Source organism: Streptomyces sp. NPDC048639, from assembly GCF_043199075.1.
Classification (GTDB): domain Bacteria; phylum Actinomycetota; class Actinomycetes; order Streptomycetales; family Streptomycetaceae; genus Streptomyces.
The window spans coordinates 13221-31755 of sequence record NZ_JBICVP010000009.1 but is presented as its reverse complement, the minus strand read 5'-3'; the positions used below and the strand labels follow the sequence as shown (position 1 = coordinate 31755).

General features: G+C 68.3%; 14 protein-coding genes. 10 read left to right on the top strand and 4 right to left on the bottom strand.

Features of this window, described 5'->3' with window-relative positions; all coding sequences use genetic code 11:
- The first annotated feature begins 288 nt into the window (after window positions 1-288).
- The 3 genes from ACGFNH_RS24100 to ACGFNH_RS24090 all read left to right on the top strand — a co-directional run bounded on the left by ACGFNH_RS24100 (window position 289) and on the right by ACGFNH_RS24090 (window position 3498).
- Entirely contained in the window at window positions 289-960 is a 672-nt protein-coding gene (locus ACGFNH_RS24100; RefSeq protein WP_393656952.1) for a helix-turn-helix transcriptional regulator, read from the top strand.
- A gap of 48 nt (window positions 961-1008) precedes the next feature.
- Window positions 1009-2091, top strand: coding sequence for an inositol-3-phosphate synthase (locus tag ACGFNH_RS24095; protein ID WP_393656950.1), 1083 nt, complete (start codon window positions 1009-1011; stop codon window positions 2089-2091).
- A gap of 90 nt (window positions 2092-2181) precedes the next feature.
- Window positions 2182-3498: an MFS transporter gene (locus ACGFNH_RS24090; protein WP_393656948.1), complete on the top strand. Its 1317-nt coding sequence runs from the start codon at window positions 2182-2184 to the stop codon at window positions 3496-3498.
- 158 nt (window positions 3499-3656) lie between these two features.
- Here ACGFNH_RS24090 and ACGFNH_RS24085 read toward each other — a convergent pair whose 3' ends face one another.
- Window positions 3657-5156, bottom strand: coding sequence for a CCA tRNA nucleotidyltransferase (locus tag ACGFNH_RS24085; RefSeq protein WP_393656946.1), 1500 nt, complete (start codon window positions 5154-5156; stop codon window positions 3657-3659).
- 178 nt (window positions 5157-5334) lie between these two features.
- Between ACGFNH_RS24085 and ACGFNH_RS24080 the strand changes: the two genes are divergently transcribed.
- The 7 genes from ACGFNH_RS24080 (at window position 5335) to trxA (ending at window position 15058) form a co-directional block, all read left to right on the top strand.
- Window positions 5335-7773 carry a DUF6049 family protein gene (locus tag ACGFNH_RS24080; protein ID WP_393656944.1) on the top strand — a complete coding sequence of 813 codons (2439 nt, stop codon included), beginning with the start codon at window positions 5335-5337 and terminating at the stop codon, window positions 7771-7773.
- Window positions 7774-7818: 45 nt separating this feature from the next.
- Complete coding sequence (murJ, locus tag ACGFNH_RS24075) at window positions 7819-10062, top strand: murein biosynthesis integral membrane protein MurJ (protein ID WP_393656942.1); 2244 nt, start codon at window positions 7819-7821, stop codon at window positions 10060-10062.
- Window positions 10063-10174: 112 nt separating this feature from the next.
- Window positions 10175-11899 carry a protein kinase family protein gene (locus ACGFNH_RS24070; RefSeq protein WP_393656940.1) on the top strand — a complete coding sequence of 575 codons (1725 nt, stop codon included), beginning with the start codon at window positions 10175-10177 and terminating at the stop codon, window positions 11897-11899.
- Window positions 11900-11959: 60 nt separating this feature from the next.
- A complete protein-coding gene (gene sigM, locus ACGFNH_RS24065) occupies window positions 11960-12646 on the top strand; it encodes an RNA polymerase sigma factor SigM (RefSeq protein ID WP_393656939.1) in 687 nt (228 codons plus the stop codon).
- Window positions 12643-13599, top strand: coding sequence for a hypothetical protein (locus ACGFNH_RS24060; protein ID WP_393656937.1), 957 nt, complete (start codon window positions 12643-12645; stop codon window positions 13597-13599). Before sigM ends, ACGFNH_RS24060 begins: the two co-directional genes overlap by 4 nt.
- A gap of 114 nt (window positions 13600-13713) precedes the next feature.
- Entirely contained in the window at window positions 13714-14688 is a 975-nt protein-coding gene (gene trxB / locus ACGFNH_RS24055) for a thioredoxin-disulfide reductase (protein WP_393656935.1), read from the top strand.
- A 40-nt stretch (window positions 14689-14728) separates the two neighbouring features.
- Window positions 14729-15058, top strand: coding sequence for a thioredoxin (gene trxA, locus ACGFNH_RS24050; RefSeq protein ID WP_393656933.1), 330 nt, complete (start codon window positions 14729-14731; stop codon window positions 15056-15058).
- 108 nt (window positions 15059-15166) lie between these two features.
- Here the strand turns inward: trxA and ACGFNH_RS24045 are convergent, their stop codons facing one another.
- From ACGFNH_RS24045 to ACGFNH_RS24035, 3 genes are all read right to left on the bottom strand, one after another.
- Window positions 15167-15784 (bottom strand): GNAT family N-acetyltransferase, encoded by a 618-nt coding sequence (locus ACGFNH_RS24045; RefSeq protein WP_393656932.1) that lies wholly within the window; start codon window positions 15782-15784, stop codon window positions 15167-15169.
- 340 nt (window positions 15785-16124) lie between these two features.
- Complete coding sequence (locus ACGFNH_RS24040) at window positions 16125-17243, bottom strand: ParB/RepB/Spo0J family partition protein (protein ID WP_393656930.1); 1119 nt, start codon at window positions 17241-17243, stop codon at window positions 16125-16127.
- Window positions 17240-18325, bottom strand: coding sequence for a ParA family protein (locus ACGFNH_RS24035; protein WP_393657561.1), 1086 nt, complete (start codon window positions 18323-18325; stop codon window positions 17240-17242). Before ACGFNH_RS24035 ends, ACGFNH_RS24040 begins: the two co-directional genes overlap by 4 nt.
- Window positions 18326-18535 lie beyond the last annotated feature (210 nt).

Genomic DNA, 18535 nt, shown 5'->3' with positions numbered 1-18535 from the left:
ACGGACGCCGACATTCCGGTCAGCGACCGCACTGCACCAAGGACGAGGACGCTTCGCGGTGCTCCGTGGTTCCCGGTGGTCTGCATGGCGCACAGACTACGCACGTCCAAAACCCACCCAGGGCCCATGTTCACCCCAAATCAGGCAAGTTGATTCCTACGAATCAGTGATGTGACGCCGTTCACGGCTTCCCCACTTGTCGCAGCCGGGGGAGCGTTCTATCGTCTGGATGTATCGTTTCGATACATCACAGCGTCATAGGGACAGCAGGACCACAGGAGGCGAAGGATGAGCAGGCGCTCCGGCATCCTCGAATTCGCCGTTCTGGGCCTGCTCCGGGAGTCCCCTATGCACGGCTACGAGCTGCGAAAGCGGCTCAACACTTCACTGGGCGTCTTCCGGGCGTTCAGTTACGGCAGCCTCTACCCCTGCCTGAAGACTCTGGTCGGCCAGGGATGGTTGATCGAGGAGCCGGGCAGTGCACCGGAGGACGCGCTTGCTGCTTCTCTCGCCGGCCGCCGGGCCAAGATCGTCTACCGGCTGACGGCAGAGGGGAAGGAGCGCTTCGAAGAGCTGCTCGCCCAGACCGGTCCCGACGCGTACGAGGACGAGCACTTCGGCGTCCGCTTCGCTTTCTTCGGACAGACGTCACGCGACGTACGGATGCGGGTGCTGGAAGGGCGCCGCAGCAGGCTCGAGGAGCGCCTCGAGAAGATGCGCGCGTCCCTGGCCCGTACCCGCGAGCGCTTGGACGACTACACCCTCGAGCTGCAGCGACACGGTTTGGAGTCGGTGGAGCGCGAGGTCCGCTGGCTCAACGAGCTCATCGAGAGCGAGCGCGCGGGGCGTGATCATCAACGGTCCACCCCGGAATCTCAGGACCAGTCAGGGAGCACGGGCGGCCTGCCCCGGGACCGGGGTAGCGCCCGGCCGGATCCGTCCGACGACACCGCCAATTGAGTCCTGCATCCCGCAGGGCTTCGTCGAGAAACACAGGGAGCAACCGGAATGGGTTCGGTTCGTGTAGCCATCGTCGGCGTGGGCAACTGCGCCGCCTCGCTGGTGCAGGGCGTCGAGTACTACAAGGACGCCGACCCGGACAGCCGCGTGCCCGGTCTGATGCACGTGCAGTTCGGCGAGTACCACGTGCGTGACGTCGAGTTCGTGGCCGCCTTCGATGTGGACGCGAAGAAGGTCGGCCTCGACCTCGCGGACGCCATCGGTGCCAGCGAGAACAACACCATCAAGATCTGCGACGTGCCCTCCAGCGGCGTCACGGTGCAGCGCGGCCACACCCTCGACGGCCTGGGCAAGTACTACCTCCAGACCATCGAGCAGTCCGACGAGGAGCCGGTCGACGTCGTCAAGGTCCTCAAGGACAAGCAGGTCGACGTCCTGGTCTGCTACCTGCCGGTCGGCTCCGAGGACGCCGCCAAGTTCTACGCCCAGTGCGCGATCGACGCCAAGGTGGCCTTCGTCAACGCTCTGCCGGTCTTCATCGCCGGCACCAAGCAGTGGGCGGACAAGTTCACCGAGGCCGGTGTGCCGATCGTCGGTGACGACATCAAGTCGCAGGTCGGCGCCACGATCACGCACCGCGTGATGGCCAAGCTGTTCGAGGACCGGGGCGTCATCCTGGACCGCACGATGCAGCTCAACGTCGGCGGCAACATGGACTTCAAGAACATGCTCGAGCGCGAGCGCCTGGAGTCCAAGAAGATCTCCAAGACGCAGGCCGTCACCTCGCAGATCCCGGACCGCGACATGGGCGAGAACAACGTCCACATCGGCCCGTCCGACTACGTGGCCTGGCTGGACGACCGCAAGTGGGCCTACGTCCGTCTCGAGGGCCGTGCCTTCGGCGACGTTCCGCTGAACCTGGAGTACAAGCTCGAGGTGTGGGACTCCCCCAACTCGGCCGGTGTCATCATCGACGCCCTGCGTGCCGCGAAGATCGCCAAGGACCGCGGCATCGGCGGTCCGATCCTCTCGGCGTCCTCGTACTTCATGAAGTCGCCGCCGGTGCAGTACTTCGACGACGTGGCACGCGAGAACGTCGAGAAGTTCATCAAGGGCGAGGTCGAGCGCTAAAGGCCATACGGCGAGCCAGCATTGGCTCGTTGACCGCGGACCCCCGGGCAATACGCCCGGGGGTCCGCGTGCTGTGTGAGGCTGTGCGGCATGCCTGTTCTGCGTGATCTGCGCGTACTGCTGGGACTGCGCGGCTTCCGGCAGTTGCTGGCCGTCCGCATCCTGTCGCAGCTCGCCGACGGCGTGTACCAGGTCGCGCTCGCCACGTACGTCGTCTTCTCGCCGGAGCGGCAGACCTCACCGGCCGCCATCGCCTCGGCGATGGCCGTCCTGCTGCTGCCCTACTCCCTCATCGGTCCGTTCGCGGGCGTTCTCCTGGACCGCTGGCGGCGCCGCCAGGTCCTGCTGTACGGCAATCTACTCCGGGCCGTCCTCGCGTCCGGCACGGCAGTCCTGATCGTGGCCTCCGTACCCGACTGGCTCTTCTATGCCTCTGCGCTGTCGGTGACAGCCGTCAATCGCTTCGTTCTCGCCGGACTCTCCGCCGCACTGCCCCGCGTCGTCGACCGGGACCGGCTCGTCATGGCCAACTCCCTGTCTCCGACGGCCGGGACGCTTGCGGCCACAGCCGGCGGCGGGCTCGCCTTCGCCGTACGGCTCGCCGGCTCGGAGTCGGACGCCGTGACCGTACTGCTGGGGGCCGGACTGTATCTGTGCGCCGGACTCGCTGCGCTGCGGATGGGCCGCGAACTGCTCGGTCCGGATGGGGAGTTGGTGCAGCCCGGGCTCCGGAAGGCTCTGAGGAGCACGGCCGAGGGCCTGGCCCTCGGGCTGCAGCACCTCGGCCGGCGCCCTCTGGCCGCGCGTGCCCTGACCGCAATGAGCCTGATGCGCTTCTGCTACGGCGCTCTGACGGTGATGGTGCTGATGCTCTGCCGCTACACGTGGTCCGAGACGGAGTCGGATGGGCTCGCGCTCCTGGGCCTGGCAGTGGTGGTCTCGGGAGCAGGGTTCTTCGCGGCGGCCGTGGTCACCCCGTGGGCGATCGAACGGCTCGCCACCGTCAGCTGGCTGGGACCCGACGCACATGTGCGCTGGATCGTCACGTGCTCGGCCGCGGCCGCCGCTCTCGAACCCGCACTGAGCCTCCCCTTCGAGCCGGGACCGATACTGGCTGCCGCCTTCGTCCTGGCGCTGGCGACACAGGGCGCGAAGATCGCGACGGACACCATCATCCAGTCGTCCGTCGATGACGCCTACCGCGGCCGCATCTTCTCCCTCTACGACATGCTCTTCAACGTCGCCTTCGTCGCGGCGGCGGGGGTGGCCGCGCTCATGCTGCCCCCTGACGGCCGCTCGGCGGTCCTGGTCATCCTCATCGCAGTGATCTACGCGGCCGTCGTCTCGGTCGGCAGACCCATTCGGCCCAATCGGGAGTCCATGTTTCACGTGAAACACGGCTCATGAACCACGGTCACGCCGACCGGCGCTCCTCGGTCGCCGTTTCACGTGAAACGAGACCTGAGCGCACGATGCGGTGAGCGCTCCGCGGCCCTGGAGCGAGAAAGGGGCGCCGTGGGGAACGACGCCCCTGTTTCACGTGAAACACACGACCTCGACCGGCATCAGCGCTCGGCGCTCCACCACTCCTTGAGAGCGGCAACGGCGTCGTCCCGGCCCATGGGGCCGTGCTCCAGCCTCAGCTCCAGCAGATGCTTGTAGGCCTTGCCGACGACCGGCCCGGGCTTCACATCGAGAATCTCCATGATCTCGTTGCCGTCCAGGTCGGGCCGGATCGCGTCCAGCTCCTCCTGTTCCTGCAACCGCTCGATGCGCTCCTCCAGACCGTCGTACGCCCGGGAGAGGGCCGCGGCCTTGCGCTTGTTCCGCGTCGTGCAGTCCGAGCGGGTCAGCTTGTGTAGCCGGTCGAGCAGAGGTCCGGCGTCCCGTACGTACCGGCGGACCGCGGAGTCGGTCCACTCGCCGGTCCCGTAGCCGTGGAACCGCAGATGCAGCTCCACAAGACGGGAGACCTCCTTCACGAGCTCGTTCGGATACTTCAGTTTGATCATCCTCGACTTCGACTGCTTCGCACCCACCACCTCGTGATGGTGGAAGGAGACACGGCCGTCGCTCTCGAAGCGCCGCGTCTTCGGCTTGCCGATGTCGTGCAGCAGAGCGGCCAGGCGCAGGACGAGGTCCGGCTCGCCCTCCTCGAGGCCGATGGCCTGCTCCAGAACGGTCAAGGAGTGCTCGTAGACGTCCTTGTGCCGGTGGTGCTCGTCACGCTCCAGCTTCAGCGCCGGAAGCTCGGGCAGGAAGTGGTCCGCCAGCCCGGTGTCGACGAGCAGCTTCAGACCCTTGCGCGGGTGGGGGGAGAGGATCAGCTTGTTCAGCTCGTCCCTTACGCGCTCGGCGGAGACGATCCCGATACGGTCCGACATCGCCGTCATCGCCCTCACCACCTCGGGCGCCACGACGAAGTCCAGCTGGGCGGCGAAGCGGGCGGCGCGCATCATCCGCAGCGGATCGTCCGAGAAAGAGTCCTCCGGGGCTCCGGGCGTCCGCAGCACGCGGGCCGCGAGGTCCTCGAGGCCGCCGTGAGGGTCGATGAACTCTTTCTCCGGCAGAGCAACAGCCATCGCATTGACGGTGAAGTCACGACGGACGAGGTCCTCTTCGATCGAGTCGCCGTACGACACCTCGGGCTTCCGCGACGTCCTGTCGTACGCCTCGGACCGGTACGTCGTGATCTCGATCTGGTACTCGCGGTCCTCGCCACCGCTCCGGGACCTGCGGATGCAGCCGACGGTGCCGAAGGCGATGCCGACCTCCCACACGCTGTCGGCCCAGGGCCGGACGATCTTCAGCACGTCCTCGGGGCGGGCATCCGTCGTAAAGTCGAGATCGTTGCCGAGCCGTCCCAGCAATGCGTCCCGTACGGATCCGCCGACCAGAGCGAGAGTGTGACCCGCGTCCCGGAAGCGGCGGGCGAGGTCGTCGGCGACGGGCGACACCCGTAGCAGCTCGCTCACTGCCCGGCGTTGCGCCTCACTGAGAGGGCTCACCGGCGGAGCGGTCTGCGGGGTCTGCTGGGTCTGGCTGTCATGGTTGGCGTTCGGCACAACAGAACAGGGTACGTGGCCCGGCTTCTCGGAGCGTCCTCGATTCCCCGGGGACCGCTCAGGGGGCGATCCGATCATGTGGAGCACTCCCCAGCACTTCGCCCCGACGGGTCTCGTTACCATGCGGGGACGCACATCCGACGACCACCACTGACGACAGCGAGGGACGGGCAAACGCGTGGCCGAAGCGGCACAGTTCCAGGGAACGCGATCCGCTCCCGCCCGCCAGTGGCTGCGGCGGACGGTCGCCGGGCTGCTGGGAGCTCCGCTCCTCGTCGGCCTGCTGCAGATTCCCGCCGCCTCCCCCTCGCAGGCCGCACCGGCAGCCTCCACTGCGAGCGCCGTGGACGTCTCGATCGACTCGATGACGCCCACGACCCCCACTGACGACGACACGCTCACCGTCAAGGGCACCGTCACCAACAAGAGCAAGTCCACGATCACGGATGCCCACGTCGGTCTGCGCCTCGGCCAGACGCTCGACAGCCGCAGTGCCATCGACACCGCCTCCCAGCGCACCGGATACGCCTACGGCGCGGACGGCACGGAGGTCCCCGGCAAGTACCAGGCCGAGATCGACAAGCTCCCGTCCGGCATCACGGAGAACTTCAGCCTCAGCATCCCCGTCGAGGATCTCGATCTCCGTGGCGACGGGATCTACCAGCTCGGCGTCTCCCTCTCCGGCCAGACCCCGGGCAGGTCCTACGACCAGGTGCTCGGCATCGAGCGGACCTTCCTCCCCTGGCAGCCCGATACGGCCGACGGGAAGACCGGGATCAGCTATCTCTGGCCGCTGATCTCCACCTCTCACCTCGCCGCCCGGACCGATTCCGATGCGGAGCAGACGCGGACGCTCCGCGACGACTCCCTCGCCGCCGAGATCGCCCCGGGCGGGCGGCTCCAGCAGATGGTCTCCCTCGGGAAGAACCTCCCGGTGACATGGGTGGTGGACCCGGACCTCCTGGCGACGGTCGACGCCATGACGAAGAACTACAAGATCGCCAACCCCGACGGCACGACCACCGCGGGCAAGCACCAGGCCGTCGCCAAGCAGTGGCTCAAGGACTTCCAGGAGGCGACGGAGGACCGTGAGGTCGTGGCGCTCCCGTTCGCCGACCCCGACCTCGCCTCCCTGGCGCACCGGGGCAAGGACGTCGGAGGAGCCCTGGGCCAGCTCAAGTCCGCCACCGACCTTGCCTCCAGCACCGTGGAGACGGTCCTCGGCCGGAAGCCCCGTACCGACTTCGCCTGGCCTGCCGAGGGCGCCATCGACTCGTCGGTGGTGGATGTGGCCACCTCGGCCGGCGCGCACAATGTGATCACCCGCAGCGACAGCCTCCGGGAGCGTGGCGGCCTCCCGTACAGCCCGACCGCGGCGCGCCCCATCGGCCGCGGCAACACGGCAGTGTCCGCGGACGCCCGCCTCTCCACGGCCTTCCGCGGCGACCTCTCGCGCGCCGAGGACTCCACGCTCGCCGTCCAGCAGTTCCTCGCCCAGACCCTCATGGTCACCATGCAGGCGCCCGGGAAGCAGCGCAGCATCGTCGTCGCCCCGCAGCGCATGCCCACCGCGACCCAGGCACGGGCGATGGCCGAGGCGATCACCGGCCTCGAAGAGGAGCGGTGGTCGCAGGCAAAGGACCTGAGCGACGCGGCGAAGGCAAAACCCGACCCCGGCGCGACCACGCAGGTGCCCGGCGCCGGCGCCTACCCCCGTTCGCTGCGCAAGCAGGAACTGCCGACGGAGGCCTTCCGCGACGCCCGGACGACGCAGAGCTCCCTCGACCGGTTCCAGGTGATCCTCTCCCAGCCGGACCGCGTGGTGACGCCCGTCGGCAACGCGATCATGCGCGAGATGTCCAATTCCTGGCGCGGGAGCGCTCGTGACGCCACCAACTACCGGCGGTCGGTGCAGGACTATCTCACCGACCTCAGCCAGAGCATCCAGCTCGTCCAGAAGTCGACGCAGACCCTCTCCGGCCGCAGCGCCACGATCCCGGTGACCGTGCAGAACAACCTGGTCCAGGGAATCGAGGGCATGAAACTGGTCCTCACCTCGGGCCAGCCGAACCGGCTCGAGGTCAAGCAGGAGCAGGCCGTCCAGATCGAGGGCGGGCACAGCCAGTCGGTGAAGTTCGACACCACCGCTCACGCCAACGGCACAGCCTGGGTGACCGCCCGCCTCTACACCAAGGACGGCATGCCCTACGGCGCGCCGATGACGTTCCGTGTGAAGGTCACCGAGATCACGTCCACTGTGATGCTCGTCATCGCCGGTGGCGTGCTGCTTCTCGTGCTCGCAGGCATCAGGATGTACACCCAGCGCAAGCGGGCCGCGGCCCGCGGGGCCACGGACAGTCCGGATTCCCCCGAATCGTCGGAGCCCGGTGAATCTCCGCACCCCGAACAGCCCGAGGAGCCCGCGCCGGACGCGGAGTCCACGGAAGAATCCGCACAGGAATCCCCTCAGGAAGAACCCCCGGCCGAGGCGCCGGCGTCTCAGGACACAGAGCCCGACGCGTCGGACTCCCGCCCGGAGCAGCAGGGTGACGCGACGCCGGACACCGGTCCGGAAAGCGGCGAGGCATCCGGCATGGGTGAGAAAGTGGACCGTTGAGCGATGTCAGGGCCGGTCGGCCGGCGACGATGAGGTGGGGTAGCGATGAACGCGCCGTACGACGGTGAGCGCGGCCAGGGCCAGGGCGACGACCCGGCCGGCCATGCCCCGGCGCCCCCTCCCACGGACCCTTACGTCCAGGACGCCTACGCCCACGACCCGTACAGCTCCCAGGACCCCGGGGCGCAGGATCCGGTCGCCGAGGCGCTCTACGACCGCTCCGCACACCCGCCGCCGCCTCCGGGGACCTACCCGGACCAGCAGCCGCTCTACCAGCAGCCTCCGGCGCCCCCCCACGCTCCGGACCCGCGGCTCTGGGCCCCGACCCCGCCTCCGGAGCCGGACGGCCCGTCCCGCCACCTGCCCTACGGCGACAACAGTGCGGCGACCCAGTACGTGGGCGTGGACGACCTGGTCGGCAGCGCGGCGCCCGCGAACCAGCCCCCCGCGCCTCCGCAGGATGCCTTCGCGCATCTCTACCGCGACCAGCAGCAGCCCTACCAAGCCCCGCAGTCCCCACAGCCTCCCGCGGCCCAGCAGCCTCTCGTAGCCCCGCCGCCGTCCCAGCCGGCGGTGCAGGCTTCCATGGAGGCACCGCAGCCGCCGCCACCCCCGAGCCCCCCTCCTGCCCCCGCTCCGCAGCGCCCGGGCGGACGGGCCACGAGCATCCTCAGGTCGAGTGCCCTGATGGCTGCCGGGACGATCGTCTCCCGCATCACCGGTTTTCTGCGCACGCTGGTCATCGCGGCGGCGATCGGCGTCGGCACCTTCAACGACACCTACCAGATCGCCAACACCCTGCCGACGATGATCTACATCCTGGTGGGCGGCGGTGCGCTCAACGCGGTCTTCATCCCCCAATTGGTCCGGGCGATGAAGAACGACGACGACGGCGGCGAGGCATACGCCAACCGCCTGCTCACGCTGGTCGTGGCTCTTCTCGCCGGCGTCACCACCGTCTGTGTGCTGGCCGCCCCGGTCTTCATCCGCGTGATGTCCCCGAAGATCGCCTCCGATCCGGCGCAGATGGAGGTGGCGGTCGCCTTCGCCCGCTACTGCCTGCCGACCATGTTCTTCATGGGCGTCCACGTCGTGCTCGGGCAGATCCTCAATGCCCGGGAGCGCTTCGGCGCCATGATGTGGACCCCGGTGCTCAACAACATCGTCGTCATCGCCACCTTCGGCGCCTTCATCTGGGCCTTCGGCGGCTACACCTCGACCGGAGTCAGCGCCGCCACCGTCACGCCCGAGGGCATCCGCCTGTTGGGCATCGGCACTCTGCTCGGCCTCACCGTGCAGGCCCTGGCGATGATCCCGTACCTGCGCGACGCCGGATTCCACATCCGTCCCCGCTTCGACTGGCGCGGCCACGGGCTCGGCAAGACCCTCGCGCTCGCCAAGTGGACGTTCTTCTTCGTCCTCGCCAACCAACTCGGCATGGTGGTCGTGACCCAGCTCGCCACCTGGGCCGGATCGGTGGCCGAAGGCGAGGGGTACACGGGCACAGGCATCACGGCCTACAACTACGCACTGCTGCTCTGGCAGATGCCGCAGGCCATCATCACCGTCTCCGTCATGACCGCCGTGCTGCCCCGCATTTCGCGCGCTGCCCACGACCAGGACGCCGCCGCGGTGCGCGACGACATCTCGTACGGGCTCCGCACCTCGGCCGTCGCGATCGTGCCGTGCGCGTTCGCCTTCCTGGCGCTCGGCGTCCCCATCTCCACGCTGCTGTACGCAGGTTCGGGCGCGGAGGGCGCCCGCAACATCGGCTTCGTGCTGATGGCCTTCGGCCTCGGCCTGATCCCGTACTCGGTCCAGTACGTCGTCCTGCGCGGCTTCTACGTCTACGAGGACACCAGGACGCCGTTCTACAACACCGTCATTGTGGCGGCGGTCAACGCAGCGGCGTCCGGTCTGTGCTTCGTCGTCCTGCCGTCCCGGTGGGCGGTCACGGGCATGGCCGCCTCCTACGGGCTCGCGTACGCGATCGGCGTGGGTGTCGCCTGGAGCAGGCTCCGCAAGCGCCTGGGAGGCGATCTTGACGGGGCCCACGTCCTGCGCACCTACGCCCGCCTGGCCGGTGCGTGCATCCCCGCCGCCCTCGCGGCCGGAGGCGCGGCGTACGGCATCACCCAGGCCCTCGGCAGTGGTGCCCTCGGGTCGCTCACGTCCCTGGTCGCCGGCGGAATTCTGCTCATCGGGGTTTTCTATGCCGCTGCCCGGCGTATGCGCATCGAAGAGCTGACCGCCATGGTCGGAATGGTTCGCGGACGACTCGGACGCTGACCGAGCACAACCATTGGCCGCCATTGTGTGTCGTGCATAGCGGCGGACTGTGGGCACAATTGTCTTTGCTGTGGTGCGATAGCGTGCAACGGATGGGGAGGCAGGAACGACGGTGGCGGAACGGAGTACGGCTGCCGTCGACGTGGCAGACACCGGCGGCGAGGAGCCGCTGACCGCCCAGGCGGGCAAGGCCACGGCCGACGGGGCGGACGCGCAGGAAAAGACCGGTGCGGATGCGGAGACCGCTGCCGCCGACGCGACTGGGAGCGCGGGCGAACATCCGAGCCCCCCGCCCGAGGTGGAACCCCCCGAACTGCACAGCGGCCACAAACTCGCCAAACGCTACCGGCTCGAAGAATGCGTCACCCGGCTGGACGGATTCAGCAGTTGGCGTGCCGTGGACGAGAAACTCCGTCGCGCCGTCGGCGTACACCTCCTCCCCGCCGAGCATCCGCGGGCCCGTCCGGTTCTCGCCGCTGCACGTTCTTCCGCGCTTCTCGGCGATCCCCGGTTCGTGCAAGTCCTCGACGCCGTCGAGGACAACGACCTCGTCTACGTCGTGCACGAGTGGCTCCCCGACGCCACCGAGCTCACCGCCGTCCTCGCCGCCGGGTCTCTGGAGGCCCATGAGGCGTACCAGCTCGTCAGCCAGGTCTCCCAGGCAATGTCCGCGGCGCACCGTGAGGGGCTCTCCCACCTCCGGCTCACGCCCAGCTCCGTGCTGCGCACCGATTCCGGGCAGTACCGCATCCGCGGCCTCGCCGTCATGGCCGCGCTGCGGGGCATCCGCTCCGAGCACCCGCAGCGCAGCGACACCGAGGCGATCGGCGCACTGCTGTACTCCGCCCTCACCCAGCGCTGGCCGTACGAGGAGGACGCCTACGGTCTGTCCGGTCTGCCGAAGGGCGTCGGACTGATCCGTCCCGACCAGGTGCGTGCCGGCGTTCATCGCGGCTTGGCGGACCTCGCCATGCGCGCACTGGTGAACGACGGAGCCACCGCATCCCGCCAGGAACAGCCCTGCACCACGCCAGAGGAGCTGGCGAAGGCGGTCGCGGCGATGCCGCGCATCCGCCCGCCTGAACCGTCCTTCGTCTCGTCCGCGTACCAACCCACGGCGTACCAGCAGGGCGCCTACCGGCAGCCGCCGAACCACGGCCGCCCTGCGGCCCCCTCGCGCCCTGTCCCAGTGCCGCCCCCGCCTCTCCAGACTCGTACCGGCCAGGTGCTCAAGTGGACGGTCGCGGCGCTGCTCATCGCTGCGCTCGGGCTCGGAAGCTGGCAACTCGCCGACACGTTGATGGATCGCGAACACCGGAGCGACGACTCGGGCTCATCTCAGTCCACCGGTGACGACGGCAAAAAGAACGCGGGAAGTCCTCTCCGCATCGAGGACGCCACCGAGTTCTCCCCGCTGGCCGCCCCGACCGCACCGGAGAAGGTCGGAGACGCCGTGGACGGCGCCCCCGGCACGGCCTGGGTCACGCCCCGGTACGAGGGCTACGCCAACTTCGGCAATCTCCCCCAGCGCCGGCAGGGCAGCGGTCTGATCCTCGACCTGGGCAGCGTCAAGGACGTGTCCGGGCTCGACATCCGCATGTACCGCCCCGGCCACACGGTGGAGGTGCTCGCGGCCGACAGCTCGGCAACAGCGCCCAGTTCGCTGGACGACTTCTCCCAGCGTCTGACGAAGCCGGAGAGCGTCGGCGAAAGCCTCCGGACTACTCTCGACAAGTCGGTGCGAACGCGATACGTACTGATCCACATCACTGAGCTCCCCTCGGAGGGAACGGGCGGATTCCGCGGCGGGATCTCGGAAATCAAGATCACCGGTTGACCAACCGGGGATCACCGGCCGGTCGGCTGACCGGACCGAGGCGAAGGGGAGGGCCCGACGGTGGACGACGCCATACGCGGCGCCGCGAGCGACCAGGACCTCCTCGCTCGTCACGTGGTGGGCGATCCGGAGGCCTTCGGGGAAATAGTCCGTCGGCATCGTGACCGGCTCTGGGCGGTCGCTCTGCGCACCCTGGGAGACCGCGAGGAGGCCGCCGATGCTGTCCAGGACGCGCTCGTATCGGCCTACCGGGCCGCCCACACCTTCCGCGGCCAGTCGGCTGTCACCACCTGGCTGCACCGGATCACCGTCAATGCCTGCCTCGACAGGGCACGTAAGGCGTCCTCCCGCCGCACCTCGCCGATCGCGGAGACCGAGCGGCTCGAGCAGCTCCTCGAACCGCATGAGTCCGCTGCGGCACCAGCGGAGCGCGGCGATCTCCACCGGGAACTGATCGGAGCTCTCGCCACACTCCCCACCGAACAACGTGCGGCCCTGGTCCTGGTCGACATGCAGGGCTACCCCGTGGCTGAGGCCGCGGACGTCCTCGGAGTCCCCACCGGCACCGTGAAGAGCCGCTGCGCGCGCGGACGGGCCAGACTCCTGCCGATGCTCAAGCATCTCCGCCCGGACGACGGGGGTAATCCGAATTCGGGCGGGGGAGGGAACCGGACGCAGGGGACGTCCGTCCCAACGGCAGGACCGAGGGATACAGATGCCGTGAAGGGCGGAGGTGGACGGGCGTGACTTCCTCGACCGGCACGGACCAGCACCCCGATGTCGCGGATATCTCCGCTCTGGCCGAAGGCATCCTTCCGCCGGACCGTACGTCCGAGGTGCGCGAGCATCTCGCCGACTGCGAGCTGTGTGCGGACATCCGCGATTCACTCGAAGAGATCCGCGGGCTCCTCGGCACGCTGCCGGGTCCGGTGACCATGCCCGCCGACGTCGCTCGGCGCATTGATGCTGCCCTCGCGGCGGAAGCCCTTCTCGACGCGACGGCGCCGGCGGTTTCACGTGAAACCGACAGCGACGCGGCCGGAGAGGCCGCTCTGTCCAGAGACGCCGGCAGGGCCGAGGGGGCGGATGCTGTTTCACGTGAAACAGCGCCGTCCACGCGCCCGCCTCGCTCCGCAGACCGCCCTCAGGGACGTCCGCATGCCGCCACCGGTCCGGGCCGCAAGGCCCGCGGGCGCCGCACATGGCGTACTGCTGTTTTCGGTGCGGCCTGCGCCCTCGCGGCCGTCGGGCTCGGAGGCGTCGTGGTGAACTCCATCAACGACTCGGGAAGCGACGCCGCGACCAGCCCGGCCCTGGCGGACCGCTCCGAGACGGAGAAGAGCGACCTCGCTGGGAGCGGCCTCGGCCCCAAGGTTCAGCGGTTGCTCGAGAGCGCGGACACCAAGGCACCTCCGTCTGCAAGCAGCAAGGACCTCGGCTCCGACTCCAGCCCCGATCACACGATGCGCGGGGACGACGCCGTCGTGCCCTCGTGTGTGCAGGCCGGTATCGGACGCACCGATGACCCCATCGCCTCCCAGGAGATCACCTACCGCGGCACCGAGTCCTACCTCGTGCTGCTGCCCCGCCCCTCGGACTCCTCACACGTCGACGTGTACGTCGTGGATGCCGCGTGCACCGGAAAGTCGCCGCAGGGACCTGGCGAGGTTCTCCTCAAGGACGTCTACCAGCGCGGCTGAGCCGTGCCGAGTGCGCCGTACCGCTCCGGGAATGCTGGCCCCGTAGGATCCGTTGGGTGGGATAAGAGTCCCGCTTGGACCAGCCAGCAGTCTGCAGAGACGAGGAAGACACCCGTGAGCGACGTCCGTAACGTGATCATCATCGGGTCCGGGCCGGCGGGCTACACCGCGGCGCTGTACACCGCACGTGCCTCCCTGAAGCCCCTCGTTTTCGAGGGTTCCGTCACCGCCGGCGGCGCGCTGATGAACACCACCGATGTGGAGAACTTCCCCGGCTTCCGGGACGGCATCATGGGGCCGGACCTGATGGACAACATGCGGGCCCAGTCGGAGCGTTTCGGCGCGGAGCTCATCCCGGACGACGTCGTCGCCGTGGATCTGTCCGGTGAGATCAAGACGGTCACGGACTCGGCCGGTACGGTCCACCGTGCTCACGCGGTAATCGTCAGCACCGGATCCCAGCACCGCAAGCTGGGCCTGCCGCGGGAGGACGAGCTGTCCGGACGCGGCGTCTCCTGGTGCGCCACCTGTGACGGCTTCTTCTTCAAGGACCAGGACATCGCCGTGGTCGGTGGTGGTGACACCGCGATGGAGGAGGCAACGTTCCTCTCGCGCTTCGCCAAGTCGGTCACCGTGGTGCACCGCAGGGATGCCCTGCGTGCCTCCAAGGCGATGCAGGACCGTGCCTTCGCCGACCCGAAGATCTCCTTCGCCTGGCACAGCGAGGTCGCCGAGATCCACGGGGACCCGAAGCTCTCCGGCCTGACCCTGCGCAACACCAAGACCGGCGAACGGTCCGAACTTCCCGTGACAGGGCTCTTCATCGCGGTCGGCCACGACCCGCGGACCGAACTCTTCAAGGGACAGCTCGACCTCGACGTCGACGGCTACCTCAAGGTCGACGCTCCCTCGACACGCACCAACGTCACCGGGGTCTTTGCGGCCGGCGACGTCGTGGACCACACCTACCGCCAGGCGATCACCGCGGCGGGCACCGGGTGTGCCGCGGCGCTCGACGCCGAGCGGTACCTGGCAGCTCTCACCGACTCCCGGCCCGCGGAGCCCGAGAAGGCCGCCGCCGCTCTCTGATCCTGCTTTCTCTCACGCAACGACCAACAAGGAGACCGCCATGGCCGGCGCCCTGAAGAACGTGACCGACGCATCCTTCGATGAGGATGTCCTGAAGAGCGACAAGCCTGTGCTGGTCGACTTCTGGGCAGCCTGGTGCGGTCCGTGCCGCCAGATCGCCCCTTCGCTGGAGGCCATCGCCGCCGAGCACGGCGACAAGATCGAGATCGTCAAGCTCAACATCGACGAGAACCCGGCCACGGCTGCCAAGTACGGCGTCATGTCCATCCCGACGCTGAACGTCTACCAGAACGGCGAGGTTGCCAAGACCATCGTCGGCGCCAAGCCGAAGGCTGCGATCGAGCGCGACCTGGGGGACTTCATCTCCTGACCGCCCCCGGTTTCACGTGAAACAGGCCCGCCCCGTCTGAGGGGCGGGCCTGTTTGCGTGCCGCGATGCCTCTGGGACGCACCTGTCGGTTGGTGCGGCTGTGGGCAGCTATAGAGGTCGCAGGGCCGGTTCCTTCTGTACGGCGCCCAGCAGCCGGTCCAGCGCCAGCTCGACGTCCTCCTTCCAGGAGATCGTCGTTCGCAGCTCCAGCCTTAGGCGTGGGAAGCGGTGGTGCGGCCGCACGGTTTTGAACCCGACCGCCAGGAGATGCTCAGCGGGCAGCACACACGCCGGTTCCTTCCACCGGGCGTCACCGAAGGCCTCGATGGCTTTGAATCCTCGCCGCAGAAGGTCCTTGGCGACGGTCTGCACAATGACCCGCCCGAGTCCCTGCCCCTGGTATCCGGGCATGATCCAGCCCGTCATCAGTTGTACGGCGTCAGGCGACACCGGGCTGGTGGGAAATGCTGTGGAGCGTGGTACATAGGCCGGGGGAGCGTACAGAACGAAGCCCACCGGCACCTCGTCGACATAGACGACCCGGCCGCAGGAGCCCCACTCCAGAAGAACCGCCGAAATCCAGGCTTCCTTCTCCAGCTCCGGGCGACCGGCCTTTAGTGCGGCTTCGCCGCTGACCGGGTCGAGCTCCCAGAAGACGCAGGACCGGCAGCGTTTGGGGATGTCCGGAAGATTGTCCAGTGTGAGCGGTACGAGCCGACGCCCCATGAAGCCTGTTCCTCACTTCCATCGACGGCCGCTCCACGAGCAGCCGCAAGCGCTCCACGCTCTCTGATGAGGCTGCCGACGAACCCACCGACCGCCCCCAGGCTCAATCCTGCTGCCACGAGTCCCGCGCGGCTCACCGATCGCATGGCCCGCTCCTCCAAATGAGGTATCTCCACGTGGATGCGCCATACCCGAACGCATCGTACCCACGTCGCGATTGCGCCGATACTGCGGAAAAGGAAAGGGCGGGCCGTGTCCCGGTGACAGGGCTTCTCCAGAAGTCCCGTGTGTCACTGTCGGTACCGTGGCCCGCCCCATCGGTTCACGAGGAACCGGAGACTCAGTCTTCGTCGTCCTGGACGCCCTGCTCGGCCTCCTCCGCCAGCCCCTGCTCCAGCACCCGGCCCTCACCGGGAGCCAGCGTGCCCAGGATTCGCTCAAGATCGTCTATCGAGGCGAACTCGACGACGATCTTTCCCTTCTTCTGACCCAGGTCGACCTTCACCCGTGTTTCGAAGCGATCCGACAGCCGGGAGGCGAGGTCAGTGAGCGCCGGCGACACCCGTGCGCCCGCCCGGGGCCCCTTGGCCTTCGGCGAGCTGCTCGGCCGCGTCCCCATCAGGGTGACGATCTCCTCGATCGCACGGACCGACAGCCCTTCGGCCACGATCCGGTGCGCCAGACGATCCTGCTCCTCCGAATCCTCGACCGACAGCAGTGCACGAGCGTGCCCTGCCGAGAGCACCCCCGCAGCAACCCGGCGCTGAACGGACGGAGAGAGCTTCAGCAGCCGCAGCGTGTTGGAGACCTGCGGGCGCGACCGCCCGATGCGGTCCGCAAGCTGATCGTGGGTGCAGTTGAAGTCCTTGAGGAGTTGGTCGTAGGCGGCCGCCTCTTCAAGCGGGTTGAGCTGTGCCCGGTGGAGGTTCTCCAGGAGGGCATCGAGAAGAAGTTTCTCGTCATCCGTCGCCCGGACGATCGCGGGGATCCGCTCCAGGCCGGCCTCACGGCAGGCCCTCCAACGGCGCTCACCCATGATGAGCTCATAGCGCTCGGCCCCAAGCTGCCGTACGACAACTGGCTGGAGGAGGCCGACTTCTTGGATGGAGGTAACGAGTTCCGCCAGGGCGTCCTCGTCGAAGACCTCACGAGGCTGCCGCGGGTTCGGCGTGATCGCGTCGAGCGGCAACTCGGCGAAGTGGACTCCCTCTGGCTGGCCCACACTCGCGTCTACGGATGCTTCGTCCGCAACAGGAGCTTCCGTTTCACGTGAAACTCCGTTCGACGGAAGCGCGGTCACCTTGGCTGCCGCAACTCCACGTTCCGGTGCGATGGTCGGTACCGCCGTCGGCGAGGTGGCCCCCACGCCGACCGCAGGCGCAACCGCGCCCGAGCCCTGCGGAGCCGCGGGGATCAGCGCGCCAAGACCCCGGCCCAGTCCTCTACGTCGATCACTCACTGCGTCCCCTCCGACATGCTGTGCTGGTCCTGCTGAGCGTTCTGGCCCGCCGCATGTGCGAACTGCGGGTCATAGTTCACGCCAACGCCCCGCAAGGCGATCTCGCGCGCCGCTTCGAGGTACGAGAGCGAGCCGCTCGAGCCTGGATCATAGGTGAGCACGGTCTGGCCATAGCTGGGGGCCTCCGAGATTCTCACCGACCGCGGAATGCTGGTCCGCAGCACCTCATTGCCGAAGTGGCTCCGCACTTCCTCCGCGACCTGCGAAGCAAGTCGCGTCCGGCCGTCGTACATGGTGAGCAGGATCGTCGACACATGAAGCTGAGGGTTGAGGTGGCCCCGCACCAGATCGACGTTTCGCAGCAGCTGCCCCAAGCCCTCCAGCGCGTAGTACTCGCACTGGATCGGGATCAGCACCTCCGCGCCGGCCACGAGGGCGTTCACCGTGAGGAGTCCCAGCGACGGCGGGCAGTCGATGAGGATGTAGTCCAGGGGCTGCTCATAGCCCTGGATCGCCCGCTGCAGTCGGCTCTCCCTCGCTACGAGCGAGACGAGTTCGATCTCAGCACCGGCCAGATCGATGGTGGCGGGGGCACAGAACAGCCCCTCCACGTCCGGCACGGGCTGAACGACCTCCGAGAGCGGCCTACTCTCGATGAGGACGTCGTAGACCGAGGGGACCTCGGCGTGATGGTCGACCCCCAGAGCAGTGGAGGCGTTCCCCTGCGGATCGAGGTCGATCACCAGCACTCGCGCGCCATGCAGCGCAAGCGAGGCGGCGAGGTTGACCGTGGTGGTGGTCTTACCCACGCCGCCCTTTTGGTTGGCGACCACGATCACACGTGTCTGCTCAGGGCGCGGCAGACCTTCGCCCGCGCGGCCCAGCGCTTCCACCGCAAGCTGGGCGGCGCGGCCGATGGGGGTGTCGTCCATCGGGGGTGGCGTTTCACGTGAAACGCCGTCCCCCACCGATTCGGTACGGGGACCGGGGACCGGGTCGGTCATCGGTCCCGCGATGTTGGCGTCGGACCGCAAGGATTCACTCTCCTCGACATCAGGCTCGCAATGAACAGAGCCTGCCATGCTTTCGGGGTTGTGAACCAGCGCGGTCCGTTCACCTGTGGATGAATCCACATCGACAGCGCCATCTGATGGCGCAGAATCCGGTCTTCGGGTCGGTAGAGGATGGTCGCGAGTCGCGGCAGCCGCGCGACCACGGCTGATGATTCCCTGCAGCAGTGAGCGGCGTTTCACGTGAAACACGATGCACGGGTCGGCACCCTAGATCGTCGC

Coding starts and splice junctions, on each gene's coding strand:
- ACGFNH_RS24100 (WP_393656952.1), top strand. CDS start 289: ATGAGCAGGCGCTCCGGCATCCTCGAATTCGCCGTTCTGGGCCTGCTC.
- ACGFNH_RS24095 (WP_393656950.1), top strand. CDS start 1,009: ATGGGTTCGGTTCGTGTAGCCATCGTCGGCGTGGGCAACTGCGCCGCC.
- ACGFNH_RS24090 (WP_393656948.1), top strand. CDS start 2,182: ATGCCTGTTCTGCGTGATCTGCGCGTACTGCTGGGACTGCGCGGCTTC.
- murJ (WP_393656942.1), top strand. CDS start 7,819: ATGAACGCGCCGTACGACGGTGAGCGCGGCCAGGGCCAGGGCGACGAC.
- trxA (WP_393656933.1), top strand. CDS start 14,729: ATGGCCGGCGCCCTGAAGAACGTGACCGACGCATCCTTCGATGAGGAT.
- ACGFNH_RS24045 (WP_393656932.1), bottom strand. CDS start 15,784: ATGGGGCGTCGGCTCGTACCGCTCACACTGGACAATCTTCCGGACATC.
- ACGFNH_RS24035 (WP_393657561.1), bottom strand. CDS start 18,325: ATGGCAGGCTCTGTTCATTGCGAGCCTGATGTCGAGGAGAGTGAATCC.